Raw genomic sequence first — 26,810 nt, 5'->3', positions numbered from 1 at the left:
TTTACATTAATTATTCTTCATATTCCGCATGCAAAGAAGTAGATGGGACTAAAAATTTAAAAAACTGAGCTAACTCTGCTGCTTCCTCTTCTGACCCTAATTTAAAAACTTCCTGTATATGTTGCACATTCTCTACATCATCTCTTCCAAGTAAAGTAGACCTTCCTGTTTGCATACAAACAATGAGCGGCTTTCCAAAAAACATATTTGTATAAATAACACCAAAATCATAACGAGTATCATGTGTCATAAATCCCAAAAATCGTACCTTCACACTTTCATGCTCATCATACAATTTTTCAAACATCGGTTTCCACCTTTCTACATCACCTTTCATTAGTATATTAAACAAAAAAAGGAATACTCCTTTTAATTGTCAAAAAATTCAGTAGGATGTAGAATGATAGTATTCTACTAAGTTAGGAGGAACTTATATGCAACATGCCTTTATTACGCTTGTACCTAAATCCAATCAACAAACTGTTTCAACAGATGATATAAAACAACTTTTTCAGTACTATAAAACAGTTACTTCCAAAACTGGTGTTCAAATTAATTACACTTATACAAATACCGCTTTTCCTTATGAAATTTTAGATACATCAGCAACAACATTAAAACTACAAGCTACTCACGATCGATATGACTCCATATATGTTGGTGTTGGTATAGAAAAGGAACAATCTTTTATTCAGATTTCTTTACCACCTAATGCAACATTCGGTGATAAAGGAAAAGCAAATGAATTTTGCCGTTTTCTAGCGAAGAAATTAGAAGGAGAATTACAATTATTTAATGGAAGAACAATGTATTTCTATAAACGTTAATTTAAAAACAAAAATAAATGATTAGAAAGATCATACTATTTGTGCAAGTAAGAAGCATCGCTTTTCTCCTTGCACTTAGTATGACATACGCTATTACATACGCTAAGTACAAAAATATAAGAAAAAGAAAAATTTTATAATGAAGTTTATCACGACTTGACAATAATAACACTACTGAAAATCCACTCCATAAAACTAGATGAAAAAATGAAGCTAGTGTAATTTTCATAGCGTTACCTCCTTTTTCTTCCTATTATATGCTTCAGCTCTTCCCTCTTAACATTTTGAAGGTAGACTTTTCCAAATCCCACCTAATTCATCGTTGTATTTTTCTTTTTCAAATTCTCCAACTATTCTAATGCGAATATTCCTCGTTTTTAACAATACATTCTCTCATATCTCCTATAAGATAGATTATTCATTCATCGCATGGCATACTCCTTAAAGAGAAAAGATAGAAAGAATTTAATGATACATGGTATTTAGCAATTTGTTTTTCTTATGCCTTTTTTTACCTGCAATTCTTTTCGTGTACTACTCAGTACGGAAAGAATTACAAAACATAGTTCTTCTATTATTTAGTTTATTATTTTATGCTTGGGGAGAACCAATATATGTCTTCCTAATGCTTTTTTCTATTTTCATCAACTATTGGTTCGAAATATGGCTTAATAAAGACCGACTGTCTAGTACAAATAGAAAAGTTATTCTGACTATAGCAATCGTTGTCAATACTGCTATACTCGGATATTTTAAATACGCTAATTTCTTAGTAGATAATATAAATGGCATTTTTCATACAAACATTGTACTAGAAAAAATCCCCTTACAATTGGGATTTCATTTTTCACTTTCCATGCAGTGAGTTATATTATTGACATTTATAAGAAAAAAGTAGAAGCTCAGCGAAATCTATTTGACCTTGCACTATACTTTACTATTTTCCCACAATTAGTAGCAGGACCCATTGTTCAATATAATACAATCGCTTTTCAATTACATGTTAGAACAGTTACTGCTGATAAGTTTTCAGAAGGAATTCGTCATTTTATCATTGGATTAGGAAAGAAGGTTTTAATTGCGAATCAATTAGGAGCTATTGCCGATGAAATATTTGCGATGGATCCAGCAACAATGAGCGTATCTACCGCTTGGATTGGTGCGATCGCTTACACATTACAAATTTATTTCGATTTTTCAGGTTACAGTGATATGGCAATCGGAGTAGGAAAAATGTTCGGATTAAATAGATCGTTGACTGACATTACGAGTTATTTCTATGTGATGAATTATCGGGGAATCTTTAATACTTGCTATTATTATATCCGCTCCATTTTTCTCTTGGATCAAGAATCAATTAGCAAATAAAAAGGTAGTCATTTTATCTCCACTTTATTACTTGAGTGTCTTAATCATAACTATGATGTATTTAACGAATGCAACTTACAATCCATTTATTTACTTCCGCTTCTAAAGGAGGGCTAACTATGAAAAATTTCACTAAAGGAATTTACTCATGAACAATTAGAAGATCTATACTTTAAGACCGATCATCATTGGAATATGAAAGGTGCATTTTATGCATACGAGCAAACAATGAAGCACATTGCTAATGCAATCTAAAACATTTAAAGGTAATGCTGTTAATCGAGGTGATTATAAAATAACTATAGAAAAACCGAATGGACAATTTATCGGTAGTTGGAATAAACAACTGTATAATTTAATAGAAACACCTGAAACAATCCCATATGTACAATTAAAGCAAAACCCAAATATGTGGGATAATTAAACTGTATATCTCGGTCCAAAATCAGAAGAATCGATGAAGGAATTCTTTGCAGTGGACAAAAATAAGCTTTCACCAGACTATAGTTCCGTTTACAAAACAGACTATGCACAGATAAATATTTTAAATCCAGATGCAAAAACCAAACTACATGCTGTCATTATTAAAGATTCTTATGCAGATGCAACTTATCCTTTATTTGCACAAGAGTTTGAACAAACAACATTTATTGATCCACGATTTGCGGCAAGCAAAAATGTAAAACAAGAACTTGAAAAACTAAATGCTGATATCGTGTTATTCCTTTATAATGACACTAGTACAAATAAAAAATGTATCAATTTGAAAATAAAGAATAAAAAAAACGTCTTCTAAATTTAGAAGACGTTTTTTTATAATTATTTTACAATGTGAATTGGCATTCCAAGAGCAACTTCAGCTGCTTCCATTGTGATCTCACCTAATGTTGGGTGAGCGTGGATTGTTTGAGCGATATCTTCTGCTGTCATTCCAGCTTCGATAGCTAAACCAATCTCAGAGATAATATCAGAAGCACCTGCACCTGCAACTTGTGCACCTACAAGAAGACCATCTTCTTTACGCGTTACAAGTTGTAAGAAACCGTCAGTGCTGTTTAATGATAACGCACGACCGTTTGCAGCGAATGGGAACTTAGATACAGATACTGTCATTCCTGCTTCTTCAGCTTGTTTCTTAGTGTAACCAACAGATGCTAATTCTGGATCAGTGAAGCATACTGCAGGAATTCCGATGTAATCGATTGCTGATGCATGGCCACTAATTGCTTCAACAGCTACTTTACCTTCGTAAGAAGCTTTGTGAGCTAATGGTGGTCCAGGAACGATATCACCGATTGCATAGATGTTTGATACGTTTGTACGACATTGCTCATCGATTTCGATGATGCCGCGGTCAGTCATTTTAACTCCAACTTGCTCAAGACCAATTTCTTGAGTGTTTGGACGACGACCTACAGTTACTAATACGTAATCTGCTTCTACAGTTTGGATTTCACCTTTAACTTCAAAGCTAACTTTTACGCCAGTTTCTGTTTCTTCAACGCCTTTAGCCATAGCTTTTGTATGGATATTTACGTTACCTTTCTTTTGAAGAGCACGTTTAACAACAGAGCTCATAGCTTTTTCGAAACCAGCTAAGATTTCGTCGCCAGCTTCTACTACAGTAACTTCTGTACCGAAGTTAGCATATGCAGTTCCTAATTCCATACCGATGTAACCGCCGCCGATTACAACAAGTTTTTTAGGAATTTCAGGTAAGCTTAAAGCACCTGTAGAGTTGATAACACGTTTAGAGTATTTGAATCCTGGAATTTCGATTGGTGTAGAACCAGTTGCAAGAACAGCATTTTTAAACGTATACGTTTGTGCTGCATCTTCAGTCATTACGCGTAATGTGTTAGCATCTACGAAGTAAGCTTCACCGCGAATGATTTCAACTTTGTTACCTTTAAGAAGGCCTTCAACACCGCCAGTTAATTTCTTAACTACGCCGTTTTTCCATTCTTGAACTTTTGTAAAGTCAACTTTTACGTTCTCTGCAGTGATACCCATGTCATCAGAATGCATTGCATTCTCATAACGATGACCTGCATTGATTAACGCTTTTGAAGGAATACATCCAACGTTTAAGCATACGCCACCAAGGTTAGCTTTTTCGATAATTGCTACCTTTTGACCTAATTGTGCTGCACGAATTGCCGCAACGTATCCACCAGGACCTGCACCAACAACGACTGTATCTAATTCAATTGGGAAATCTCCTACTACCATTGTTATTACGCCTCCATTACTAATAATTGTGGGTCATTCAATAGACGTTTAATTTGGTTTAATGCTTTTTGAGCAGTTGCGCCGTCAATTAAACGATGGTCAAAGCTTAGAGATAATGCTAATACTGGAGCTGCAACGATTTCACCGTTTTTCACAACTGGCTTCTCAGCGATACGGCCGATACCAAGGATTGCTACTTCTGGGTGATTGATAACTGGAGTGAACCATTGTCCACCTGCAGAACCAATGTTTGTGATTGTGCAAGAAGCACCTTTCATTTCAGCCGGAGCTAAACGACCATCACGTGCTTTACCAGCAAGATCATTGATCTCGTTAGAAATAGTGAAGATAGACTTGCGATCTGTATCTTTAACAACTGGTACTAATAGACCTTTGTCTGTATCAGCTGCGATACCGATGTTGAAGTAATGTTTATGAACTACTTCTTGAGAAGCATCATCTAAAGAAGTGTTTAACATTGGGTATTCACGTAATGCAGATGTTAAAGCTTTAACAACGTATGGAAGGTAAGTTAATTTAATACCTTTGTCAGCTGCAACAGCTTTGAACTTCTTACGGTGAGCAACAAGTTCTGTTACATCTACTTCATCCATTAATGTTACGTGAGGAGCTGTATGCTTAGAGTTAACCATTGCTTTCGCAATCGCTTTACGGATACCACTCATTTTCTCACGAGTTTCTGGATATTCACCAGCTGGGATTGGTTGTGCCTTTGGTGCTTCTTCTTTCGCTGCTGCTGGAGTAGCTTCTACTGCTGCTGGAGCCTCAGTTGCTGCTACTGCTTGTCCACCATTTGCAAATGCATCGATGTCAGCTTTTACGATACGGCCGTTCTTACCAGAACCAGCTACTTTATGAATGTCTACGCCGTTCTCACGAGCATATTTACGAACAGATGGCATAGCGATTACGCGCTCATTTACTACTTCTGCAGTTGCTGCTGGAGTAGCTTCCGCTGCTGGAGCTTCTACTGCTGCTTCTTCAGCTTTTGGAGCTGCATCATGATCGTCACCTTTAAATTTAAGGTTTTCGTATCCAGGAGCATCAAATTTAATTAATGTATCTCCTACAATTGCAACTGTTCCTTCTTCTACAAGTACTTCAAGTACTTTACCTTTAACAGGAGAAGGGATTTCTACTACTGCTTTATCATTTTGTACTTCAAGAAGTACATCATCTTCGTTTACTTCATCGCCTGGTTTAATAAACCATTTTACGATTTCACCTTCGTGGATACCTTCACCGATATCTGGTAGTTTAAATTCAAATGCCACGGAATTCAGCCCCCTGATTCATTTCATTATTATGGAATATGTACAAAAGAAACCAGCATGTGCTGATTTCTTTTGCACATGAAAAGCTAAAAATTAGAAGTTCATTACTTTGTTAACAGCTTCAACAATATCTTTATGGTTTGGTAACCATACGCTCTCAGCTTGAGAGAATGGGAATACTGTATCAGCAGCTGCAACACGTACAACTGGAGCTTCTAAGTTTAAGATTGCACGGTCGTTAATTTCCGCTACAACGTTAGCTGCAATACCAGCTTGTTTTTGTGCTTCTTGAACTACAACTACGCGGCCTGTTTTTTCAACAGAAGCGATGATTGTTTCGATATCTAATGGTTGAACTGTACGTAAGTCAACTACCTCTAAAGAGATACCTTCTTTTTCAAGTTCTTCAGCAGCTTTTAATGCAGCATGAACCATAGCACCGTAAGCGATAACAGATACATCTGTACCTTCACGTTTGATATCAGCTTTACCTAAATCAATTGTGTAATCGCCTTCTGGTACATCTTGACGGAATGAACGGTACAATTTCATATGCTCTAAGTAGATAACTGGATCGTTGTCACGAATCGCAGAGATTAAAAGACCTTTTGCATCGTATGGAGTAGATGGAATAACAACTTTTAGACCAGGTTGTTGAGCCACTAATCCTTCTAAGCTATCAGCATGTAGTTCAGGAGTATGAACACCGCCACCGAATGGAGAACGAATTGTTACTGGAGCAGTCCAACGTCCACCAGAACGGTAACGCATACGAGCTAATTGACCAGAAACTGAATCCATTACTTCATAAATGAAACCGAAGAATTGGATTTCTGGAACTGGACGGAAGCCTTCTAATGCAAGTCCAACTGCAAGTCCACCAATACCAGACTCTGCAAGTGGAGTATCCATTACACGATCTTCACCGAATTCAGCTTGTAAACCTTCAGTAGCACGGAATACACCGCCGTTTACACCAACGTCTTCACCAAACACAAGTACGTTAGGGTCATTTTTCATTTCAACGCGTAAAGCATCAGTGATTGCTTGAATCATTGTCATTTGAGCCATGGCTTACTTCGACTCCTTTTCTTTGTAAATTTCATATTGTTCAGCTAAGTTGTAAGGCATTTTTTCGTACATGATTTCCATTAAATCAGTAACTTTTTGTTTTGGAGCTTGGTCAGCCTTAGCAATTGCTTGTTTGATATCTTCTTTTGCTTCTTCGATTACTTTCTCTTCAACTTCTTGAGACCATAGGCCTTTGTTTTCTAAGAATGCACGGAAGCGTACGATTGGATCTTTTTGTTCCCATTCGTTCTCGATATCTTTTGTACGGTAACGAGTTGGGTCATCACCAGCCATTGTATGTGGACCGTAACGGAATGTTAAAGTCTCGATTAAAGTAGGGCCTTCTCCGTTTACTGCACGCTCACGAGCGAAAGCAGTTGCTGCGTATACAGCTAATGGATCCATACCGTCTACTTGAATTCCGTAAATACCTGCTGCTACTGCTTTTTGAGCTACAGTTTTAGCTGCAGATTGCTTTTCTACTGGAGTAGAGATTGCATAACGGTTGTTTTGAACAACGAAGATTGCTGGAGCTTTGAATGCACCCGCAAAGTTCATACCTTCGTAGAAGTCACCTTGTGAAGCACCACCGTCACCAGTGTAAGTAATTGCAACAGATTTTTTACCACGTAGTTTCATACCTAACGCAACACCAGCAGTTTGGATGATTTGCGCACCGATGATGATTTGTGGAGCAAGTGCATTTACGTTCTCAGGCATTTGGTTACCCATGAAATGTCCACGAGAGAATAAGAATGCTTGGTATAATGGTAAACCGTGCCATACTAATTGTGGCACATCACGATATCCTGGTAAGATGAAATCCTCTGCTTCAAGTGCGAAATGACTTGCTAATTGAGAAGCCTCTTGTCCAGCTGTTGGTGCGTAGAAACCTAAACGTCCTTGACGGTTTAAAGAAATAGAACGTTGATCTAATACGCGAGTATACACCATACGACGCATTAATTCTTTTAATTGATCATCAGATAATTCAGGCATAGCTGCTTCATTCACAACTTCGCCTTTTTCATTTAAAATTTGTAATGTTTCAAATTGAGCTGCGATAGCTTTCATTTGCTCATCAACATTAAATAGGGTCTTTTTTGTTTTAGTACCCATTCCGTTCACCTCTTCCTCTCTTGAACCATATTCTGAAACGCTTTCACTATCTATTGGCTAGACTGAAAACGCAACAATGTAAACCAACAAATTTATTTGTCGGTTGAGAATAATTTTGTGTACCTAACAATCTGTACTAATGTTTTTTCAGAAACATATTAATACAATCTTGATCACGTTTTTTAGTTTACAACTATTCTAATTACGATGTCAATTACTTTGAATACGTTTTTTTATAAATAATCTGCAGGCTTCTTCTACACAAACGTGTTTTTATTTTTCACATCTGTATTAGTAAGCATTAACCCGCTGTTATATTATTCCCTTTTTAACTTGTTTTTTCTCTTAGAATAATATGTAAACGATTTAATTCTCTTTAGTTTTTCTCCCTTCTTAGCAAAAATATACAAACTCTTCTTCCTTTTATAGGTAATTACCCATACATTTCTACTCTTCCCTCCATACATTATAGTAACCGCAGTATTAGCGGGAAATGATAAAGGAGGTCATCTCATGTACGGATACTCATATTGCTATCCAACTTGTTCATATCCTTCCTACGGTTATGGCGGTTCTTGTGGCGGGTCTGGACGCGGCTTCGCCTTAATCGTTGTGTTGTTTATTCTTTTAATTATCGTTGGTGCTGCTTGCATTCGCTAATGTAAAATGAAACAACTATGGAAAGAAACAGACGGCTTTGCCGTCTGTTTCTTTTTATTACATACAATAGAACTCTTTCCAAAGCGCTTCTCCCTACTTGTCGATGACTTTTTTCGGCTCCTTTGGTAGACTAAAAGGGAAAGGAGAGATTACATATGCTTACAATGAAAGATGTAATTCGCGAAGGAGATCCTATTTTGCGAAATGTTGCAGAAGAGGTAGTAATACCAGCGAGCGAAGAAGATACAAATACACTTAAAGAAATGATTGAATTTGTAATAAATAGCCAAGATCCTGAAATGGCTGAAAAATATAATTTACGCCCTGGAATCGGATTAGCGGCTCCGCAAATCGGTATTTCAAAGAAAATGATTGCGGTTCATGTAACAGATACAGACGGTACATTATATAGTCATGCATTATTCAATCCAAAAATCATTAGTCATTCTATTGAGCGTACATATTTACAAAGTGGTGAAGGCTGTCTATCAGTAGACCGTGAAGTACCTGGTTATGTCCCTCGTTACACAAGAATTACAGTGAAAGCAACATCTATCAACGGCGAAGAAGTAAAATTGCGTTTAAAAGGTTTACCAGCAATCGTATTTCAGCATGAAATTGACCATTTAAATGGTGTTATGTTCTATGATCACATTAATAAAGAAAATCCATTTGCTGCTCCTGACGATTCAAAACCTTTAGAGCGATAATAAAAAAGGCGGGAGTTAATCTTCCGCCTTTTTTTATATGAAATGGGTTCCATATTCACTTATAGCAATCCAGCCCATTTTAAGCCATGATATATGCCGTCTTCACTAACATCCTTTGTCACATGATTTGCAAGTTTTTTCAAGTCTTCATGACCATTCCCCATCACAATACCCGTCCCAACTGCTTCAATCATTTCTAAATCATTTAAACCATCTCCAAATGCATACACTTGTTCACGGTTAAATCCTAATTTTCCAATGAATTTCTCAATCCCTTTTGCCTTAGAACCGCCATTTGGAATAATATCCATGGAATATGCATGCCAGCGAATAAAATGAAAGTCTGGGTAATGATTAATAAACTTTTCTTCTTCATTCACTTCACAGAAAAGAAGTGTTTGATAAATATTACGTTTCTCATAGAAATCAGGTTCATATGCCGGATGCTCAAAATTTAAGCTTCCAAAACCTTCTTTCACATAATCATGATATTCCACTGATGCTCTCATTTCTTGATGATCAAGATATACAAGTGGATATCCTTCTTGTTTTGCAAACTGAGTAAACTTATGTAAGGCAGCTGGATGTAACGGGTTATTAAATATTACCTCATCTTCAAATACAACGTACTGTCCATTAAAGCTAACATAATTATGTATATTGAGTTCCTCACGAATATCTTCAAACATAAATGGCGCACGTCCTGTCGCAATTGCTACATGCACACCTTTCTCTTGTAAATGTCTTACTGCATCTCGTGTAGATTGCGGAATCTTCTTATCATGATCTAATAATGTTCCATCAATATCAAAAAAGACAATTTTATCATTCATTTGTCAAAATCCTTTCTGTTACTCTATATTCCTATTTTGATTATCGCTTTTCAAATTCTAAAAAAAAGTATAACATATTAAACATCTGTGAAGAAAGCGTTCACTTTCTGACCTTATTTATGAAACCTGCATATATATATTAGTAAAAAATGTGGATACTTGTTCGTATGAATTTTCTTTTCTATTCTTTCTCATACTATACCTATAACTAACGGCTACTAATCGTTACTATAGAATAACTTTCCCTGTATGAGAAAGGACAAGATTCAACATTCACTTTTGTCTTCTTTCTTATATCAGAGACGGAGTTTTCACTAGTAATATGCATGTTTTAAATAAGGAAAGGAAGGAGTAATCATGCTGAAGAAGCTGAAGAAAAAGCTCAAGCGTTATTTAAAAGATCTAGTCCGTAAAAAGACAATCGCTTAAATTGTGCCCATTTCGGGCTTTTTCTTCATTCTCATTCGAAAAAACATGAAAATCGTGACTGTTTGCTTTATAATAAGTAACAGATAATGCAAAACATAGACAAGGAGAGGTTTTCCAAATGATTTTTAAAGTATTTTATCAAGTAAAATTGACTGAGGTTCCAGTACGTGAAAATACAAAAGTTTTATATTTAGAGGCTACGTCTGAAAAAGATGTTCGTAAGAAATTAAATAAGTTCGCATATAATATCGAGTTCGTTCAGTCTGTTACTGGTGCTCATCTTGAATATGAAAAAGAAAACGCTGATTTAATATTAGCGGAAATCGTATAGTCATATGAAATTTCTAAAGAATGATCAAGCTGCCGTTTTTGCTTTAGGTGGACTTGGTGAAATCGGTAAAAATACATATGCTGTTCAATTTCAAGATGAAATTATTATTATTGATGCTGGAATTAAATTTCCAGAAGACGAACTCCTCGGAATCGATTATGTAATACCAGATTACACTTATTTTGTGCGAAACGAAGATAAAATTAAAGGATTATTCATTACACATGGTCACGAAGATCATATCGGTGGAATTCCTTACTTATTACGTCAAGTAAACATCCCGATTTATGGCGGAAAATTAGCAATTGCACTAATCAAAAACAAATTAGAAGAGCACGGATTACTTCGTAAAGCAAAACTTTATGAAATTCAAGAAGATGATGTTATTAAATTTAAAAAGACATCTGTTTCCTTCTTCCGTACAACTCACAGTATCCCAGATTCATACGGAGTTGTTGTGAAAACACCTCAAGGACAAGTTGTTCATACTGGCGATTTCAAATTTGATTTCACACCAGTCGGTGAACCAGCGGACTTAACAAAAATGGCTGAAATCGGAAAAGACGGCGTACTTTGTCTCTTATCTGACAGTACAAACAGTGAAGTTCCAAACTTTACAATGTCTGAGCGCCGTGTTGGTGATAGTATTCAAGATATTTTCCGCAAAGTAGAAGGTCGTATTATCTTTGCAACCTTTGCATCAAATATCCATCGTCTACAACAAGTTGTTGAAGCGGCTGTTGAAAACAATCGTAAAGTGGCTGTGTTCGGTCGCAGTATGGAAGCGGCGATTGAAATCGGACAAAACCTTGGTTATATTCGCTGTCCGAAGGATACATTCATAGATACAGCTCAACTAAACCGCCTACCGGCTAATAAAGTTGTTATTTTATGTACAGGTAGTCAAGGTGAGCCAATGGCAGCACTTTCACGTATTGCTAATGGTACCCATCGTCAAATTCAAATTATTCCTGGCGACACAGTTGTTTTCTCTTCTTCACCAATCCCTGGTAATACAATTAGTGTAAGCCGTACAATTAACATGTTGTATCGTGCTGGTGCTGATGTAATCCACGGAAAACTGTCAAACATTCATACGAGTGGACACGGTGGACAAGAAGAACAAAAACTAATGCTTCGTCTAATTAAACCGAAGTATTTCATGCCAATTCATGGTGAATACCGCATGCAACGTATGCATATGAAGTTAGCAAACGATTGTGGTATTCCAGAAGAAAACTGTTTCATCATGGATAATGGAGATGTTCTTGCTCTTCGTTCTGATGAAGCAAGCGTAGCTGGTAAAATACCATCTGGATCTGTCTATATTGACGGAAATGGTATTGGAGATATCGGTAATATCGTGTTACGCGATCGTCGTATTCTTTCTGAAGAAGGACTTGTTATTGTAGTTGTAAGCATTGATATGAAAGAGTTTAAAGTTGCAGCAGGACCTGATATTATCTCACGTGGTTTCGTGTATATGCGCGAAAGTAGTGATTTAATTAATGATGCTCAAACATTAATTACAACTCATTTAGAAAAAGTAATGGAGCGCAAAACAACACAATGGTCTGAAATTAAAAATGAAATTACAGACACATTAGCACCATTCCTATATGAGAAAACGAAACGTCGCCCAATGATTTTACCAATCATTATGGAAATATAAGAAAAAGGACAATACCTTCATGGTATTGTCCTTTTCTCTTATCTTAAAAAGTGTTTAAAACGATCTACTTCATCGTCATGACCAATTACAATTAATATATCTCCCGCTTGAATATTTTCCGTAGCTCGAGGAGATACAATAACTTCTTTACCACGTTTAATCGCTACAATATTCAATCCAAACTTCGCACGAATATCTAATTCGATTAAAGAATGACCATCAATTTTTTTATTTGCAATAATCTCTACAATACTATGCTCATCTGAAAGCTCAAGATAGTCTAATACATTACTTGATGCAATATTATTAGCAATCCTTTTTCCCATATCACGCTCGGGGTGCACAATGTGATCTGCCCCTATTTTACTTAACACTTTTTCATGGTAATCATTTTGAGCTTTTACAGTAATATTTTTTACACCTAACTCTTTTAAAATTAATGTTGTTAAAATACTTGAATTTAAATTGTCTCCAATAGCAACGACTACATGATCAAAATTACGAATACCAAGACTTTTTAATACCATCTCATCTGTTGAATCTGCAATTACAGCATGTGAAGCTATATTTGCAAACTCATTAATTTTATCCTCATCTGAATCAATTGCCATTACTTCCATACCTAATTGAGCGAGTTCTCGGCAAATACTTCCACCAAAACGTCCAAGCCCAATGACAGCAAATTCTTTCTCTTTTTCACCCACAGGAATTCCTCCAATAACATCGAATACTATGTATTTTTATTGTAACATACTTTAGATTTGCTACAAAAACCTGTATATCATTCTTATTTTTGTTTTTGCATATAAAAATACTGTTGTAAATAAAATGCGATACTGAAAATTAACATACCAAATACAAATATATTTCCAAATGAACTAAATGTTTCAAAAACGAATAATAACGTTTCTTGTCCGAAGAAAGCAAATAATAGTTGTGTAAATGCGAATAGCAATGCCAATATATAATGATGTTGATGGAATAAATAATGTGTTGCACCTAAAAAAGCGATAAACGAAATAATGAAAATCCACCAATTTTCTAAAAACAGTTGCCAATTAGTAAATTGATATCCATTTACTAATATCGCAATAATTCCTATAACAGCCATTGTTGGCACACTCCAAAATAATGCTCGCCCTCTAAAGAAGCGTGTTCCTTTAACATCACCTTTTTCATGTGCAATGTATGTGAGTACTACCGTACTTATGTACAAAACTGAAAGAATTGTTAAAACGATAATAAGCCAAAAATGTAATTGATAATACTCATGCTCTATGTTTGTCACGATAGCCGCTAACATACACGGGATTAACATTCCAGTCCAACCATCTACTTTTCTTTCATTCCAAAACACTGTGTTACCAATCCGTATCCCTAACAACATAAAAATAATGATACCTAGTACAAATAATGTCGTTTTATTCCCTACTAAACTCGTCGAGAAAGCAATTAATCCAATAAATAAAAAGAGCACAAACCCATTCATAATTTCTAATACAGGTGATAAATATCTTTTCACCCATTTATATGTTTCGTCATATTCGTGATTATCTACTAAACGGTAGGCATAAAAACTTATCCCAAAATACACCGCCGCAATAATAACATACGCATATAAGACGAAACACAACATTGCACTGCTAATTTGCACGTAATTCCCCACCCTTTTTTCTATGTTTCACCTTGATTTTACACACTTTCTACACGAAATGTAAACATATATAAGCTAGTTAACTAATCATCTTCTCAATAAGCGATAATGAATAATGAGCAGCGGCTCAAAACCGCTGCTCATTACTTTATCCATTTGTATGCCCATGTGTATCCAAAACAAATATGAAAGATGTTTTTGTCTTGGAACTAACAAGTACCCAATGTAAGTTTTTTCAAAGTTGGCGAGCGAGTTTACTTTCTAGTTCCTTTCCACTTTACATATTGATCTAAAAATGCGATAGCTTTCTCAATAACCTCTTCATCTGGTTTTAATTTTGCATGGTGTAAACCATATTCTGAATTTACCCCAAGCCAAAACATAAATCCAGGAATCTCTTGAAGCATATAACCAAAATCTTCCCCTGTCATTGCCTCAGTACATGTAATTACATTCATATCAGTTTGTTCACTTACAAACTGCATAAACTCTCTCGTTAATACTTCATGGTTATATACTTGATGATACATCGCTCCATAGTCAATAACAGCTTCACATTGGAAGGAAGCTTCTATACCTGCAACAATTGCCTCAATCCTACTTTTAACACGCCTCATTGATTCCACTGATAAAGTTCGAATCGTTCCTTCTAACCGAGACTTTTCTGCTATGATATTTTGAACTGTACCACCTGTTATTTTTCCGATTGTAATCACTGCACTATCAAGAGGATTCACATTACGACTAATAACGGATTGAAGTTGTGTAACAAGGTGACTTGCCGCTACAATCATATCATTTGCAGTATGCGGGTAGGCTGCATGTCCACCTTTCCCTTTCAAATCAACATATAACTCTGATGTATTTGCAAATAATAGCCCCTCTTTTGTGGCAATTGTTCCTACAGCGTATTCAGGTGCAATATGAAGACCAAGAATTATATTCGGCTTCCATTCTTTTAACTCTTCACTCTCTAACATAGGAAGAGCCCCTCCTGGCCCTTCTTCAGCTGGTTGGAATAGAAACACAAGGTCATCATCTATTCTTTCTGTTACAGCTGCTGTTAGAAGGCCTAAACCGATTGTTGTATGCAAATCGTGTCCACATGCATGCATCATTCCTTCATGAATAGAAGCAAACTCATATCCAGTTTCTTCGGTAATTGGTAAACCGTCTATATCTGCGCGATAACCGATAATTTTTTCTGGATTTTTTCCGTTTACTTTAACAATGACACCCGTTTTCCATACTTTCACTTCCACATATTCATTCGAAAGCGTTCCTATGTAATTTAAAATATACTGTTGTGTTTTCCACTCTTTAAATCCAATTTCCGGTATTTTGTGTAAGTCTCTACGAATTTGAACGAATTTGCTTACTGCCATTTTTGCACCTCTATCTATAAAAAGCGCAAGAGCCTGTTATGCTCTTACGCTTTTTTTGTGTTTATTTCTCTGGGTTTAATTGACGAAGCTCTTGTTTAATTTCAGTTTTTGCTTTTGTCTTCTCATCAATCTCTTTAATTACACGTGCTGGAGTACCGGCAACAACTGTATATGGAGGTACATCTTCTGTTACAACAGCTCCTGCTGCTACAACTGCACCCTTACCTACTGTAACTCCCTCTAACACAACTACGTTTGCACCAATTACAACATCATCTTCAACGATAACTGGTTTTGCTGAAGGCGGCTCAATAACACCTGCAAGTACTGCACCTGCACCTACGTGACAGTTCTTACCAACAGTTGCACGTCCACCAAGTACCGCGTTCATGTCAATCATAGTACCTTCACCAATTACAGCACCGATATTAATTGTTGCATTCATCATAATAACAGCGTTGTCGCCGATTTCAACGTGATCACGAATAATCGCGCCTGGCTCAATACGAGCTTTAATACCTTTTAAATCAAGCATTGGAATTGCAGAATTACGACGGTCATTTTCAACAACGTAATCAACGATGTGCTTGCTATTTTCATCAAGAATTGTCTTAATTTCAGACCATTCTCCAAATAATACACCAGACTTTTTATTTACAAATGCTTGTACCGTTTCAGGGAATGTTACTTCTTTTAAATCCCCTTTTATGTATACCTTTACAGGAGTTTTCTTTTCACTTTTTTGAATAAACGAAATAATTTCGTTAGCGTCCATCATTTTCATTCTTGTTGCCTCCTAAATCCATTTATAATGTTACTCTACCAAACGATAGAGCGAGTAGCAAGATAATAATCCTATTTTTCCATTTGAATTTCTTCTATAATTTCTAAAAATGCCCTTACTTGCTTCAATTGTCTGGCCGATTCACTCGTCAATAACCATGTTTCTCTCGTTAATTGAACAGGTGTTTTATACATATTTTCCTGTACTTCTTTTAAAACAGTAGAAGGTAAAAGAGCATAACCTATACCATTTAAAACGAGTTGTTTGCAAGTCTCAATTTGATCAACCACAATTGTTCTCTTAGGTGGATTAGAAAATAAACCATACCACCAATTTTGTATTTGTCCATAATAAGTCGAATCACTTTTAAATTGAATAAATGGTCTATTTGTTTCTTTTAACATCGTAATATCTTTTATTTCTTTATCCACTAAATAAAGTTCATCTTCAAATAATTGTTGCTTCTGACCTTTATATTCTTGTGTTCCTCTCAATATAGCAACATGAACGTCCCCTTCATAAAATTGCTTTTGTACTTCACTACTCCAGCCAGTAAACAGCGATATTTTCACAGAAGGGTATTTATGTACAAACTTCTTCAAAACAGGAGGAAGCCAATATTGACCAATAACTGATGCAACAGCTATTTTTAACGTTCCATGAGTTTCTGTTCTAAAAACAGCTAGCTCACTTTTAATATCCTCTTCCTTTTGCAGCATTTCTTTTGCATAATTTGCGACTTTTTCCCCTTCAGGTGTAATTGTCAATCCTTTTTGTGAGCGAATAAAAAACTTCATTCCCCATTGTTTCTCCATAGATTGTAATCGTTGACTAAGCGCAGGTTGTGAAACAAATAAACGTTCCGCCGCTTTTCTCATATTTGATTCCTGAGCTAACACAACCATCATTTGAAAATCATCAATTTGCAACTTTCTCCCTCTTTCCTTAGCTTCCATACACCTTATCTCAATAAGCTTTTCATCCTTAATTTAACTATATACTCTTATATTTTTTATCTTTTTAAATATAATACATACACAACTGATATGCACGAAAAAAAAGTGACTTCTCCGCTTCTATGAAGTCACTTTTCTCACATTATCGATTATGTTGCCTTACTTTTTTATTCAACAATTTTAAAATAGCCCGACGTGTTAAAATCCCCTCAAAATACCCATCTTCATTGACAGCGCAAATAAAAGGATGATCAATTGTCATTTCTAAAGCTTTTGCAAACGAATCTTCTAACTTAAGAACCGGAATGTCTTCCTTCATCACCTGTTCTACTTTCATTTCGTCAAGTCTTTCAAACTCAATACGTTCTAACCCTAACATACCATCTAAAATCATAGCAGTACTAATTAACCCATGCAATTTATACATCGGGTCCAAAACAGGTATCGCCGAATATCCAGACTTCACAAGAACGAGTAAAGCATGCTCTAAACCATTCCCCATTTGGACATGTGCTACTTTTTCTGATGAAATCATTAAATCTTTCACAAAAATTTGTTGAAACTCGTCTTTCGGAATACTAATCATATTACATCCCCCATTTTCCTACTTTTAATCACCGAATCTATTCATATTTTATGACAGCGTTTTCATATTATTATTTTGTCCTTACTTTATTTCAATAAAAACAAAATTACACAGCTATTTTAGCATACAACACAAAAAAAAGACTACCATCCCGGTAGCGCTTAATACCCCTTATTTTTTAATCTGTAAAATAACCTTGTGATTTTTTTATATTGTGTCACATCTGTCTGTTTTAAACCATTCTCAATATCTGTAATTTCCACAGCTAAAATTTCACTCGCATAATTTTGCTGAAATAGAATATCTAGTAACAAACTCTCTTCTTCTTCTGTTAAAACAAATTCCCTTTTCATATACCCCTCTCCTTATACTCGCATCGTTACTCTTATTATATATAATTTCCAACCTATTTAATAGATGTAATATTCAGTTTTTAGCAAAGGATATATAAAAATTGTTTTTTATTTCGTATATCGATTTGCATAACTAAACGCCGCATAAGCATCTGGCTTAATTTTTGCAGTTAATCCCATCGCTTGAATTTTCGCTGTCATATCTAGAATAAATTCTTTTGTTAAACCATCATTTCCGATATCCAAGTGAATTTCCATTATAAATCCAGCTCCCTCTTGAGCATATGGATGCAATAAATCCCATATTGTTTGTATATGATTTGGAGTAAATAGGCATGCGATCTCTTGGCTAAACTGCGTTTCTAAATATATTTTCTCACGTAAAGTTGCTGGCTTATCTTTCACTGATTTATGGTGTAAACACCCCCAGGCACCTTTTCCAACGCGATGAATATGAATTGCCGTAATAAACCTCGTATCCTTTTGATGTGCTTGTGAGTCTGTCCCAATGGATAAGCGATATAAATTTCGTGGATCCTTTTCAATGAAACTACAAATACGGCTAAAGACCATATCAAAATTTAAATGTCTCTCTGAAACATTATAAAATGTATGTTCACCGGCCACATAGTCACGTCCTTTCAATTAGACAGACTTTTCGTATTCTCATTGTATGGGACAAAAATAAAAATTATAACTTCCTATCCTTTATTCGTTTCAATATTTCGAATTACATAATGGCAAACTTGGCACGTATAAATTACATTTTGATTCGATTGAGCTGTTAATACATGAATAATCTCAGCAGAATTGTGACATTTAGGACAAATCACAACTGGTAAACGTTCCATACAACACACCTCCTCGTTATTTTTATCTCGCTTTTGCTATCTGTAAACAAGCAATTGGTGATGACTAATATTCAGTATAGGACGAAGAAGCCCCACTGATTACAATTTCACTTTATTACCATTGTAGGAAAAATGAAAACTCCCTATACATATATGCTAAAAAGTAATAGAACTAAAAAAGGTGTTGCCATATGGCAACACCTTTTTTATATGTATCAAGAAATGATATCGTAAATCTCAATTGCAACCATATCGATATTATCGAATTGATACACTTGAGGTTTTTCACCTTGTTGATACACTTCTAACTCATACATTTCACTTTTATCGAAAAATTTCACGCTACATTTGCGCTCACCGTTCACTTCAAAATAGCGTTGTGCTACTTCACCGCTTTCAGCTTGTTCTTGTAGACTAACAAGTCGAGTTAAAATTCCTTGGAGTAGAGACATGAAATCTCTCCTTTCTCTGATCTTCCTACCAATAGGTTTTACAGCTATACTCATTCTATCCGTCATAACAGAAAAAATGTTCCACAGTCTAGGATAAAGGTTATTGGCCAGAAACTCAACTAAAAATTTGTCGAAATGCGAAGGAAAAAACAGAAAGAACATCTTTTCCCTTCTTTATTGCGATTTTTATACTGGAAGAATATAATAAAAAACAGAAAAAAGGAGGAATTACAATGAGAAAAATTGAGGTTTACACACAACCTGATTGTCCGCCATGTGTCATTGTGAAAGAATTTTTAAAGCATAATAACGTTGTATATGAAGAATTTGACGTAAAAAAAGACGCTGCTGCACGCAATCGTCTTTTATACGACTATGATTCGTATTCAACTCCAACAGTTGTAATTGATGGAGAAGTTGTTGCTGGTTTTCAAATTGAAAAATTACAACAGCTACTCAATATTGAATAAGAATAGGTAAAGACCTATTCTTATTTTTATCCCACTATTTGTGGGCAATAATAGCCCGATTGGTGCGAGCTATTAATCAGTGAGAGATGAACATCCCCCACCAATTACAGTTTCACTTTATAATTGTTGTAATCGTTTTATTTCAGTTAAAAGTTCTTGGCTTTCATGATATCCGGCCAATTTCCATTTCCCTTGATCTCTTTGCAATGTTACAATTTGATATTGTCCACTTTTCGCCCGCTCATATACATATAAAATTTTATGCTCTTCATCATATGACATTTTCGTTTCTGAATGAAAAGAAAACGGCGCTTCTTTTGCTGGAAGTAAATATTCACCACTTTGTTTATCACTTCTACTATTTTCATCTGTAAATACTTGAAGGAAATTCTCTGTAAAATATGGTGATAACGTTTCTATCATCTTATTCATCGGCAAATGCTTCCCACGAATTGAAAATTGGGTTTCATAGCCCTTTTGTATCGTTGTAAACACTTCTTCCCGATCGACTTTCACTTCCTCTTTTCCTAAAACAGTTGTGACACTATAACCAACTAGAAAGGCAACGCATACAAATAGAACTAACCATATTCCATATTTCCTCATTTTTTCACCTTCCTTTTAAGAAAACTTGTCTTTGTAGTATTCATTGTAACAATGATTATGCAAAGACAGGGGTGGTTTCGTTCGTAAAATCTTTACAACGATAGACAGCATTTTCATCACCATTTTCACTATTACCAATTTATGATAAAAACAAACAAAAAATGCACGAATCTCTTCGTGCATTAAAATAAAACATCTTCTTCATATAAATATTCATACGATAAATCTATAAATAAAAAGTTTTCATCATCAATTGGGAAGGAAAATGTTCGTACCATCTCACCGGTTTCAATATCAGCATATAAATCTGAAAGTCTTGCCTTATTCTCAAAACGCATTTTCATAATATTTTCTAGAAAATACGGACGCCAACTCCAGTTCTTCATATAATACTCAGGCATCACAATCCATTCCCCATCTTTTTTCATAACGTTTCCTGATTGTTGGAAACCATCTTCGTTACAAATAAATATGCGGAAACTACACTGTGATACACTTTGGCTAAATTGTAATAACCAATCATTTATATCTTCATTCTTTTTCTGTTTGGCTAGAACATCACCAATTCGATCACGTAACATTTCTGTTAAATTATAAATTTTTTGTAATTTCTTCTTCTCATGTTGAATAAATTGATGACACTCATTACCAAGTCGTTCTTTCAAAACATTCGTTTCAATAAAATCAGGTAAGCACTCTTTCAAATAATTCCCTTGATAATATCTACCACCGTTTTTCCAAGCATATTGTAGTTGATAAAAAGCATCTATTTCTTCATATAACAATGTTGCACCAATTCTTCTAGCAAGTAATGATAAAGAATATAAAATATCTTGATAAGATTGTAAAAGTGCAGTTTGCCTTAAGTTTGTTAAATCTACTTTTAAAATATCCGGTGCTAACACGCTAATACGTTCTAAATTACTTGTACCCGTTCCGACTTTATTAATCGAAATTTGAATACCATATGTACGATAATACATAAGCAAATGATTAAATTGCTCTATATCTTCTTTACATTCATGTTCTGTAATTTCTAAAACAATGTGTTTCAAATTTAAACCTTGCTCTTCATACATCAATAAAAGTTGAAGTAAACTTTCATCATCATCGTTCATTAATACGTTAGCATTCCGATGTATAAATAATAATAGTTTTTGATCACTTTCTAAATAACGATTTAAAGCTTTTTCTACTATAATGTTATCCGCTTCCAGTTGAAACTCACTCGGAATAGAATCATCATGAAAGAAAGAAGCTAAACTTTGTATGCCCTCTTCTGTTTGAATACGTCCTACTACTTCATATCCAATTACAGTATGCTCATCAGCACTAAAAATAGCTTGATAATAAGGAAGGACTTTATCCAAGTTACTCATTACATCTAATGCATCTATCAATGTGCTTCCCTCCCTTTACTTTTCAAAAATTATAACATGATATTTACGGAAAAATAATAAAAAATCCCTTCAGTTTTCCTGAAGGGATTAGAGGGGTAAAATGCTAAGGGGAATTAGCAATTCTACTATGAAGAAAAAAGAGGTCTTAAATATAACGTATATATGACCTCTTGTAAACACTTTTCTTTCATATGTCACAATTCCGTCACATTTAACCGTGAGAATATGAATCAAACATTCATTTTCTTATCCCTTTTAAAATGGATATTGATGTAAATGTTGTCCTCCATCCATTGTCATGCAAGTTCCATTTATGTACGCAGCTTCATCTGAACATAAATAATAAGCTAGACCTGCAATTTCTTCTGGCGTGCCCAGTCTTCCAAGCGGAACACTTTGTATCGTACGCTTAGCCATTTCTTCTGAAATCCATAATTTATCAGCACCGCCCGTACGTTCAATTGGTCCTGGCGCGATAGCGTTAACTCGTATTCCATATTTACGGCCCCACTCAACAGCGAGTGTCTTCGTCATTGCTAATACTCCAGCCTTCGCAGCAGCCGAATGAATAACTCCCGGACCTGCATCCCATGCATATGTTGCTACCATGTTAATGATATTCCCTTTTATACCTTTTTCAATCCAATATTTTCCGACAGCATGGCTGCAGTAAAATGTACCGTTTAATACAATATTAATGACTGAATTCCAGCCATTCACGGATAAATCTTCTGCTGGACAAATAAAGTTTCCAGCTGCATTGTTTATTAAAACATCAATTCGACCAAACTTCTCATCAATCTCTTCAATCATTTTCTGAATGTCATCAGTATTTCTTACATCCATTTGTACGGGTAATACTTGCCCCGGAAATTGTTCAATTTCCAACTTTGTTTCCTCTAGTTTTTCCTTTGTGCGTCCTGTAATAACAACTCGTGCCCCTTCTTTTGCAAAACGGGTCGCCATTCCTTTTCCCATTCCGCTCGATCCACCTGTTATAATAACTACCTTTTCTTTCACATACATCCCCTCCCAAAAATGAATACACATTCATTTTATCATTTTATTTAATAGAAATCTTTATATTTTTAAACTTTTCTGATATTTTAACGTAAAGAGGTTTCTTTTTATTCGTTTTTTTCGTAATCTATACTACTTTTTTATTATTTAAAATATATTTTAAATAAACTGAAAGGAGATTTGAGTAACCTATAAATGTAACAAAAACATGTGATATAAGTTAAATAGGTATACTCATATTTTTATGAAGAAAATTACAAGAAGAGATTTTTTTAAAGCTGGAATGCGCACTTGTCTATATTCATTTATAACCACTAGCATCGGATACTATTACGCTAAATATATTGAGCCTCATTTACTCTCTTTTACAGAGCATACACTTAAATCACAACTCATACCCAAAAGTTTTCATGGTATGAAGATTCTTCAATTTAGCGATTTACATCTCGGATACTATTTCTCTCTCCAACATTTATCTCAAATCGTTTCTAAAATTAATGCTGTAAAACCTGACATTGTTCTTTTCACTGGTGATCTCATTGATAATTATCAAACATATACTGACACTCCTTTCGTTCCATCTATTTTAAAAAATATACAAGCACCCTTCGGTAAATTTTCTATTTATGGTAACCATGATCACGGCGGATATGGAACGGAATACTACGAGCACATCATGCGTGAATCTGGATTTGAACTACTACTAAATAGCGAAAAGAGAATTCGTCTACTGGATAATAGTGAAATTTCAATTTTCGGTCTTGATGATATACTACTAGGCAAACCCAAAATAGAGAAAACACTACAGCACGCGAGGCAAAACACTTATAACATTGTTCTTGTTCACGAGCCAGATATTGCACCACAAATCGCTAAATATCCAGTTAACTTACAACTTTCTGGTCATAGCCATGGCGGACAAGTACAAATTCCCTTTTTAGGTGCTATTATTACCCCATCACTTGCTAAAAACTATGTTGAAGGTTTCTATACGATTCAAGATTTAGCTCTCTATGTCAATCGAGGTCTTGGCAGAACACGCGTCCCATTCCGATTTATGGCAAAACCTGAAATTACAATTTTTACGCTCCAACATTCGTAATAATTCGCCTATTTTCTTACATATCCTTTCTTGTACGCGCTCATCCACGTTTCATTTACCATATGATAAAAATGAGTCCAATAAAGGAGGTTTGTTCATGTATCCATATTATCAACCAATCCCAGTCCGTTCAGCACCTATTGGTCCAGTAGGCGACTCACGCTTCTTTCCGTTTTTTGGTGTTCCATTTCTAGCTGGGATTGCTGGTGGACTGCTCGGTGGAGCATTAGCTTTCGGTCCTAGACCATATTACCCACCATATCCACCACCTTTCCCACCGCCAACACCTTATCCTTGTTATGGCGGACCTTGTCAACAACCATTCTATTATTAATGTACTCCAACAATTCTACCAATGTTATTCCCTCTCTTAACTGATCCATTAACATGCTTACAATAAAAACTATTCTCTCTACGCATCCTTCTATTTAGAGAATGTATAATAAGTAGAGAACAAAGTAAAAAAACCTCTTAAAAAAAGAGGTTTTTTTACTTTGTTCTCATTATTCAGCATCCGTGTTTTGATACGCCATCTTAAACAACTTCACTTGGCTATCAATTTCTTCTGTACTACTATTAATAATATAGTAGTACTCACCAGATTTATTCTGTTCACGTGTTTTCACATTATCAGCTAATATAAGTTGTAAAATCGCCTTAATTCTTGCCTTCATTTCAATATCTAATATCGGGAAAGATATTTCTACTCGCTTCTCCATATTCCGCGTCATCCAGTCAGCTGAAGATAAGTATATTTTCTCTTCTCCATTATGATGGAAATAATAAATTCGGCTATGTTCTAAATATCTCCCGACAACACTAACTACCCGAATATTTTCACTTACATTTGGAATACCAGGCCTTAAACAACACGTTCCTCGAACGATGAGCTCTACCTTTACTCCAGCTTGTGATGCTTCATACATTTTTTTGATTAATGGTTTATCTGTTAATGAATTCATCTTAGCGATAATATATCCATTTCCATATTGCCTATGATAACGGATTTCTTCATCTATTAAATCCATAAATTGCTCTCTTATATCAAATGGTGCAACCGATAAATGATGAAAATGTGGCTTGGTTGTATAACCACTCAAATAATTAAAGAAATTTGTTGCATCGACCCCAAAGTCTTTTCGTGATGTAATATACCCAAAATCAGTATATAACTTTGCTGTTGCGTCATTATAATTTCCAGTCCCGAGATGTACGAACCTTTCGATTTTTCCGTTTTTTCTTCTTACAACTAGCGTAATTTTACTATGTGTTTTCAAATGACTTACACCGTAAATAACGTGACAGCCTGCCTTTTCTAATTCTTTAGCCCAATGCACATTATTTTCTTCATCAAATCTTGCCTTCAATTCAACTAATACCGTAACTTGCTTCCCTTTTTCAGCTGCTACCTTTAGCGCCTGAATAATCGGCGAATCCCCACTTACTCGATATAATGTTTGTTTGATTGCAAGTACATTCGGATCGTCTGCCGCATCACGGACAAAATCAACTACTGGCTGAAATGATTCAAAAGGATGATGTAATAAAATATCATGCTCAATTGCTTTTTCGAATACATCTTCCGCATCCCCCAAGTCTTGAGGCCGTTGCGGAATAAGAGCCGGATATACTAGATGTTCATATAAAGGAGCTAGTTTTTTATATAAAGAAAATAGACATGTTAAATCTAATGGTCCATCCATTATATACACATCTTCATCTTTTACTTCCAACACCTCATATAATAATGCTAATACTCTTTCATCAATATGCTCTTTGCCAACTTCTAAACGTACAGCAGCTCCCCACTTACGCTTTTTTAATTCTTTTTCAATTACCTTTAATAAATCCCTCGCACCTTCTTCATGAATCGTTAAATCCGCATTGCGTGTAATACGGAAACGAGTAACAGACGATACTTTATATCCTGTAAATAATTTATGAGTAAAACCACTAATTACATCTTCTAATAAAATAAATTTATGCTTTTGCCCCTCACTCGGTAAAAATATGAAACGTTCAAGTAATGAAGGAACTTGTACAATTCCTAACTTCGTGCGGTTTTCTTCCTCCACTTGTTTCTCATCATATAAAAGAGTAGCTAAATTCAAACTTTTATTTAATAACATCGGAAATGGACGATATGCATCAATAGCTACAGGTGTTAAGACTGGAAAAATCTGCTCATCAAAATACTCTTCTATAAATTCCCTCTGTTCTTTCGTCAAATCGTGGAATGTTAAACGTTCAATCCCCTCTAACTCCAGCGCTGGCAACACATAATTTTTAAACGTATCATATTGTACAGTCATTAATTCATGGGCCTTTATCGCAATTTTATTTAATTGCTTTTTTGGTGTTAAGCCAGCCTTATTTTCTGGTTGGTTAAACCCAGCACTCACTTGATCCTTCAATCCTGCTACGCGTACCATAAAGAATTCATCTAAATTGGAACTGAAAATGCTAATAAACTTTAATCTTTCCAAGAGCGGATTTGTTTCATCCTGCGCTTCTTGTAGTACACGTTCATTAAATGCTAACCAACTTAATTCTCGATTATTGTAATAAGCTGTATCATTTAAATTTACTATATTCCCCATCAACATTTCCATCCTCTTCACACTTCCCCTGAAACTTTTTTACT

29 protein-coding genes and 2 pseudogenes are annotated in these 26,810 nt (G+C 35.1%); 10 read left to right on the top strand and 21 right to left on the bottom strand.

The features are described from left to right. Positions 1–10: 10 nt before the first annotated feature. On the bottom strand, positions 11–307 hold the full coding sequence (locus QCI46_RS07530) for a DUF3055 domain-containing protein (protein WP_033656384.1): 297 nt from the start codon (positions 305–307) through the stop codon (positions 11–13). Positions 308–434: 127 nt separating this feature from the next. Between QCI46_RS07530 and QCI46_RS07525 the strand changes: the two genes are divergently transcribed. Beyond that, entirely contained in the window at positions 435–827 is a 393-nt protein-coding gene (locus QCI46_RS07525) for a DUF1885 family protein (protein WP_097908344.1), read from the top strand. A gap of 1 nt (position 828) precedes the next feature. Here the strand turns inward: QCI46_RS07525 and QCI46_RS07520 are convergent, their stop codons facing one another. Continuing rightward, positions 829–1,056 carry a hypothetical protein gene (locus QCI46_RS07520; RefSeq protein WP_048546134.1) on the bottom strand — a complete coding sequence of 76 codons (228 nt, stop codon included), beginning with the start codon at positions 1,054–1,056 and terminating at the stop codon, positions 829–831. Positions 1,057–1,302: 246 nt separating this feature from the next. Between QCI46_RS07520 and QCI46_RS07515 the strand changes: the two are divergent. Next, a pseudogene (locus QCI46_RS07515) lies at positions 1,303–2,301 on the top strand (MBOAT family O-acyltransferase). 29 nt (positions 2,302–2,330) lie between these two features. After that, positions 2,331–2,975: pseudogene (locus QCI46_RS07510) on the top strand (DHHW family protein); the annotation flags it as partial. Between the two features lie 39 nt (positions 2,976–3,014). Here QCI46_RS07510 and lpdA read toward each other — a convergent pair. From lpdA to pdhA, 4 genes are all read right to left on the bottom strand, one after another. Then, the gene (gene lpdA, locus QCI46_RS07505) at positions 3,015–4,427 is read right to left on the bottom strand and encodes a dihydrolipoyl dehydrogenase (protein WP_353839874.1); all 1,413 of its coding nucleotides are present in this window, start codon (positions 4,425–4,427) and stop codon (positions 3,015–3,017) included. 5 nt (positions 4,428–4,432) lie between these two features. After that, entirely contained in the window at positions 4,433–5,722 is a 1,290-nt protein-coding gene (gene pdhC, locus QCI46_RS07500) for a pyruvate dehydrogenase complex dihydrolipoyllysine-residue acetyltransferase (protein ID WP_000863412.1), read from the bottom strand. A 93-nt stretch (positions 5,723–5,815) separates the two neighbouring features. Further along, positions 5,816–6,793: a pyruvate dehydrogenase complex E1 component subunit beta gene (pdhB, locus tag QCI46_RS07495; RefSeq protein WP_000068162.1), complete on the bottom strand. Its 978-nt coding sequence runs from the start codon at positions 6,791–6,793 to the stop codon at positions 5,816–5,818. A 3-nt stretch (positions 6,794–6,796) separates the two neighbouring features. Beyond that, positions 6,797–7,912, bottom strand: coding sequence for a pyruvate dehydrogenase E1 component subunit alpha (gene pdhA, locus QCI46_RS07490; RefSeq protein ID WP_000536893.1), 1,116 nt, complete (start codon positions 7,910–7,912; stop codon positions 6,797–6,799). Positions 7,913–8,425: 513 nt separating this feature from the next. Between pdhA and QCI46_RS07485 the strand changes: the two genes are divergently transcribed. Together QCI46_RS07485 and def are read left to right on the top strand one after the other, a co-directional pair. Next, positions 8,426–8,572: a YjcZ family sporulation protein gene (locus tag QCI46_RS07485; protein WP_000274562.1), complete on the top strand. Its 147-nt coding sequence runs from the start codon at positions 8,426–8,428 to the stop codon at positions 8,570–8,572. Positions 8,573–8,727: 155 nt separating this feature from the next. Beyond that, the gene (def, locus tag QCI46_RS07480) at positions 8,728–9,282 is read left to right on the top strand and encodes a peptide deformylase (protein WP_353839873.1); all 555 of its coding nucleotides are present in this window, start codon (positions 8,728–8,730) and stop codon (positions 9,280–9,282) included. 59 nt (positions 9,283–9,341) lie between these two features. On the opposite strand, the gene QCI46_RS07475 is transcribed toward def, so the two are convergent. Beyond that, positions 9,342–10,115, bottom strand: coding sequence for a Cof-type HAD-IIB family hydrolase (locus QCI46_RS07475; protein WP_172552736.1), 774 nt, complete (start codon positions 10,113–10,115; stop codon positions 9,342–9,344). Positions 10,116–10,662: 547 nt separating this feature from the next. Here QCI46_RS07475 and QCI46_RS07470 point away from each other — a divergent pair. Beyond that, positions 10,663–10,875: a DNA-dependent RNA polymerase subunit epsilon gene (locus tag QCI46_RS07470; protein ID WP_048546139.1), complete on the top strand. Its 213-nt coding sequence runs from the start codon at positions 10,663–10,665 to the stop codon at positions 10,873–10,875. A 4-nt stretch (positions 10,876–10,879) separates the two neighbouring features. Further along, entirely contained in the window at positions 10,880–12,547 is a 1,668-nt protein-coding gene (gene rnjA, locus QCI46_RS07465) for a ribonuclease J1 (protein ID WP_000670370.1), read from the top strand. A gap of 38 nt (positions 12,548–12,585) precedes the next feature. On the opposite strand, the gene QCI46_RS07460 is transcribed toward rnjA, so the two are convergent. The 10 genes from QCI46_RS07460 to QCI46_RS07415 form a co-directional block, all read right to left on the bottom strand. Then, positions 12,586–13,251, bottom strand: a complete 666-nt coding sequence (locus QCI46_RS07460) for a potassium channel family protein (protein ID WP_000504032.1) — start codon at positions 13,249–13,251, stop codon at positions 12,586–12,588. Between the two features lie 83 nt (positions 13,252–13,334). Beyond that, on the bottom strand, positions 13,335–14,201 hold the full coding sequence (locus QCI46_RS07455; protein ID WP_046956446.1) for a hypothetical protein: 867 nt from the start codon (positions 14,199–14,201) through the stop codon (positions 13,335–13,337). Between the two features lie 254 nt (positions 14,202–14,455). Beyond that, positions 14,456–15,586 (bottom strand): N-acetyldiaminopimelate deacetylase, encoded by a 1,131-nt coding sequence (locus QCI46_RS07450; RefSeq protein ID WP_353839872.1) that lies wholly within the window; start codon positions 15,584–15,586, stop codon positions 14,456–14,458. A 61-nt stretch (positions 15,587–15,647) separates the two neighbouring features. Beyond that, positions 15,648–16,370 carry a 2,3,4,5-tetrahydropyridine-2,6-dicarboxylate N-acetyltransferase gene (gene dapD / locus QCI46_RS07445; RefSeq protein ID WP_000783245.1) on the bottom strand — a complete coding sequence of 241 codons (723 nt, stop codon included), beginning with the start codon at positions 16,368–16,370 and terminating at the stop codon, positions 15,648–15,650. A gap of 71 nt (positions 16,371–16,441) precedes the next feature. Then, positions 16,442–17,326, bottom strand: a complete 885-nt coding sequence (locus QCI46_RS07440; protein WP_002008407.1) for a transcriptional regulator CcpC — start codon at positions 17,324–17,326, stop codon at positions 16,442–16,444. Between the two features lie 142 nt (positions 17,327–17,468). Further along, positions 17,469–17,912 carry a cyclic-di-AMP-binding protein CbpB gene (gene cbpB / locus QCI46_RS07435; RefSeq protein WP_000623572.1) on the bottom strand — a complete coding sequence of 148 codons (444 nt, stop codon included), beginning with the start codon at positions 17,910–17,912 and terminating at the stop codon, positions 17,469–17,471. Between the two features lie 161 nt (positions 17,913–18,073). Further along, entirely contained in the window at positions 18,074–18,265 is a 192-nt protein-coding gene (gene abbA / locus QCI46_RS07430) for an antirepressor AbbA (RefSeq protein WP_048546142.1), read from the bottom strand. 108 nt (positions 18,266–18,373) lie between these two features. After that, positions 18,374–18,892 carry a ribonuclease H-like YkuK family protein gene (locus tag QCI46_RS07425; RefSeq protein WP_000896655.1) on the bottom strand — a complete coding sequence of 173 codons (519 nt, stop codon included), beginning with the start codon at positions 18,890–18,892 and terminating at the stop codon, positions 18,374–18,376. Positions 18,893–18,966: 74 nt separating this feature from the next. After that, positions 18,967–19,116, bottom strand: coding sequence for a hypothetical protein (locus tag QCI46_RS07420; protein WP_000440533.1), 150 nt, complete (start codon positions 19,114–19,116; stop codon positions 18,967–18,969). 215 nt (positions 19,117–19,331) lie between these two features. Then, positions 19,332–19,568, bottom strand: a complete 237-nt coding sequence (locus tag QCI46_RS07415) for a YkuJ family protein (protein WP_000055151.1) — start codon at positions 19,566–19,568, stop codon at positions 19,332–19,334. 233 nt (positions 19,569–19,801) lie between these two features. Between QCI46_RS07415 and QCI46_RS07410 the strand changes: the two genes are divergently transcribed. Further along, positions 19,802–20,038, top strand: a complete 237-nt coding sequence (locus QCI46_RS07410) for a glutaredoxin family protein (RefSeq protein ID WP_001225788.1) — start codon at positions 19,802–19,804, stop codon at positions 20,036–20,038. Positions 20,039–20,155: 117 nt separating this feature from the next. Here QCI46_RS07410 and QCI46_RS07405 read toward each other — a convergent pair whose 3' ends face one another. The 3 genes from QCI46_RS07405 to fadH form a co-directional block, all read right to left on the bottom strand. Continuing rightward, the gene (locus QCI46_RS07405; RefSeq protein WP_001233813.1) at positions 20,156–20,644 is read right to left on the bottom strand and encodes a DUF3993 domain-containing protein; all 489 of its coding nucleotides are present in this window, start codon (positions 20,642–20,644) and stop codon (positions 20,156–20,158) included. A 182-nt stretch (positions 20,645–20,826) separates the two neighbouring features. Beyond that, entirely contained in the window at positions 20,827–22,044 is a 1,218-nt protein-coding gene (locus QCI46_RS07400) for an EAL domain-containing protein (RefSeq protein ID WP_000564300.1), read from the bottom strand. A gap of 255 nt (positions 22,045–22,299) precedes the next feature. Continuing rightward, positions 22,300–23,064 (bottom strand): 2,4-dienoyl-CoA reductase, encoded by a 765-nt coding sequence (fadH, locus tag QCI46_RS07395; protein WP_000660912.1) that lies wholly within the window; start codon positions 23,062–23,064, stop codon positions 22,300–22,302. A 244-nt stretch (positions 23,065–23,308) separates the two neighbouring features. Between fadH and QCI46_RS07390 the strand changes: the two genes are divergently transcribed. Together QCI46_RS07390 and QCI46_RS07385 are read left to right on the top strand one after the other, a co-directional pair. Further along, positions 23,309–24,166 carry a metallophosphoesterase gene (locus QCI46_RS07390; RefSeq protein WP_048546146.1) on the top strand — a complete coding sequence of 286 codons (858 nt, stop codon included), beginning with the start codon at positions 23,309–23,311 and terminating at the stop codon, positions 24,164–24,166. 97 nt (positions 24,167–24,263) lie between these two features. Continuing rightward, positions 24,264–24,500, top strand: coding sequence for a hypothetical protein (locus tag QCI46_RS07385; RefSeq protein WP_000283744.1), 237 nt, complete (start codon positions 24,264–24,266; stop codon positions 24,498–24,500). Between the two features lie 169 nt (positions 24,501–24,669). Here QCI46_RS07385 and QCI46_RS07380 read toward each other — a convergent pair whose 3' ends face one another. Then, positions 24,670–26,778 (bottom strand): polyphosphate kinase, encoded by a 2,109-nt coding sequence (locus QCI46_RS07380; protein WP_353839871.1) that lies wholly within the window; start codon positions 26,776–26,778, stop codon positions 24,670–24,672. Positions 26,779–26,810: the final 32 nt, after the last annotated feature.

The sequence above is a fragment of the Bacillus cereus group sp. RP32 genome (genome assembly GCF_040459735.1).
In the GTDB taxonomy this organism is placed as follows: Bacteria; Bacillota; Bacilli; order Bacillales; family Bacillaceae_G; genus Bacillus_A; species Bacillus_A wiedmannii.
The sequence above is the reverse complement of the archived record's forward strand: the minus strand, read 5'-3'. Positions and strand labels throughout refer to the sequence as shown.

Excerpts from the sequence above, each read along its gene's own strand:
- def (WP_353839873.1), top strand. The coding sequence starts at position 8,728 with ATGCTTACAATGAAAGATGTAATTCGCGAAGGAGATCCTATTTTGCGA.
- QCI46_RS07440 (WP_002008407.1), bottom strand. The coding sequence starts at position 17,326 with ATGGAAGCTAAGGAAAGAGGGAGAAAGTTGCAAATTGATGATTTTCAA.
- QCI46_RS07485 (WP_000274562.1), top strand. The coding sequence starts at position 8,426 with ATGTACGGATACTCATATTGCTATCCAACTTGTTCATATCCTTCCTAC.
- QCI46_RS07390 (WP_048546146.1), top strand. The coding sequence starts at position 23,309 with ATGAAGAAAATTACAAGAAGAGATTTTTTTAAAGCTGGAATGCGCACT.
- cbpB (WP_000623572.1), bottom strand. The coding sequence starts at position 17,912 with ATGATTAGTATTCCGAAAGACGAGTTTCAACAAATTTTTGTGAAAGAT.
- QCI46_RS07530 (WP_033656384.1), bottom strand. The coding sequence starts at position 307 with ATGTTTGAAAAATTGTATGATGAGCATGAAAGTGTGAAGGTACGATTT.
- QCI46_RS07415 (WP_000055151.1), bottom strand. The coding sequence starts at position 19,568 with ATGTCTCTACTCCAAGGAATTTTAACTCGACTTGTTAGTCTACAAGAA.
- QCI46_RS07380 (WP_353839871.1), bottom strand. The coding sequence starts at position 26,778 with ATGGAAATGTTGATGGGGAATATAGTAAATTTAAATGATACAGCTTAT.
- dapD (WP_000783245.1), bottom strand. The coding sequence starts at position 16,370 with ATGAAAATGATGGACGCTAACGAAATTATTTCGTTTATTCAAAAAAGT.
- QCI46_RS07475 (WP_172552736.1), bottom strand. The coding sequence starts at position 10,115 with ATGAATGATAAAATTGTCTTTTTTGATATTGATGGAACATTATTAGAT.
- QCI46_RS07410 (WP_001225788.1), top strand. The coding sequence starts at position 19,802 with ATGAGAAAAATTGAGGTTTACACACAACCTGATTGTCCGCCATGTGTC.
- QCI46_RS07405 (WP_001233813.1), bottom strand. The coding sequence starts at position 20,644 with ATGAGGAAATATGGAATATGGTTAGTTCTATTTGTATGCGTTGCCTTT.
- QCI46_RS07450 (WP_353839872.1), bottom strand. The coding sequence starts at position 15,586 with ATGGCAGTAAGCAAATTCGTTCAAATTCGTAGAGACTTACACAAAATA.
- QCI46_RS07420 (WP_000440533.1), bottom strand. The coding sequence starts at position 19,116 with ATGGAACGTTTACCAGTTGTGATTTGTCCTAAATGTCACAATTCTGCT.
- QCI46_RS07385 (WP_000283744.1), top strand. The coding sequence starts at position 24,264 with ATGTATCCATATTATCAACCAATCCCAGTCCGTTCAGCACCTATTGGT.
- QCI46_RS07470 (WP_048546139.1), top strand. The coding sequence starts at position 10,663 with ATGATTTTTAAAGTATTTTATCAAGTAAAATTGACTGAGGTTCCAGTA.
- QCI46_RS07525 (WP_097908344.1), top strand. The coding sequence starts at position 435 with ATGCAACATGCCTTTATTACGCTTGTACCTAAATCCAATCAACAAACT.
- QCI46_RS07520 (WP_048546134.1), bottom strand. The coding sequence starts at position 1,056 with ATGAAAATTACACTAGCTTCATTTTTTCATCTAGTTTTATGGAGTGGA.
- abbA (WP_048546142.1), bottom strand. The coding sequence starts at position 18,265 with ATGAAAAGGGAATTTGTTTTAACAGAAGAAGAAGAGAGTTTGTTACTA.
- pdhB (WP_000068162.1), bottom strand. The coding sequence starts at position 6,793 with ATGGCTCAAATGACAATGATTCAAGCAATCACTGATGCTTTACGCGTT.
- pdhA (WP_000536893.1), bottom strand. The coding sequence starts at position 7,912 with ATGGGTACTAAAACAAAAAAGACCCTATTTAATGTTGATGAGCAAATG.
- rnjA (WP_000670370.1), top strand. The coding sequence starts at position 10,880 with ATGAAATTTCTAAAGAATGATCAAGCTGCCGTTTTTGCTTTAGGTGGA.
- lpdA (WP_353839874.1), bottom strand. The coding sequence starts at position 4,427 with ATGGTAGTAGGAGATTTCCCAATTGAATTAGATACAGTCGTTGTTGGT.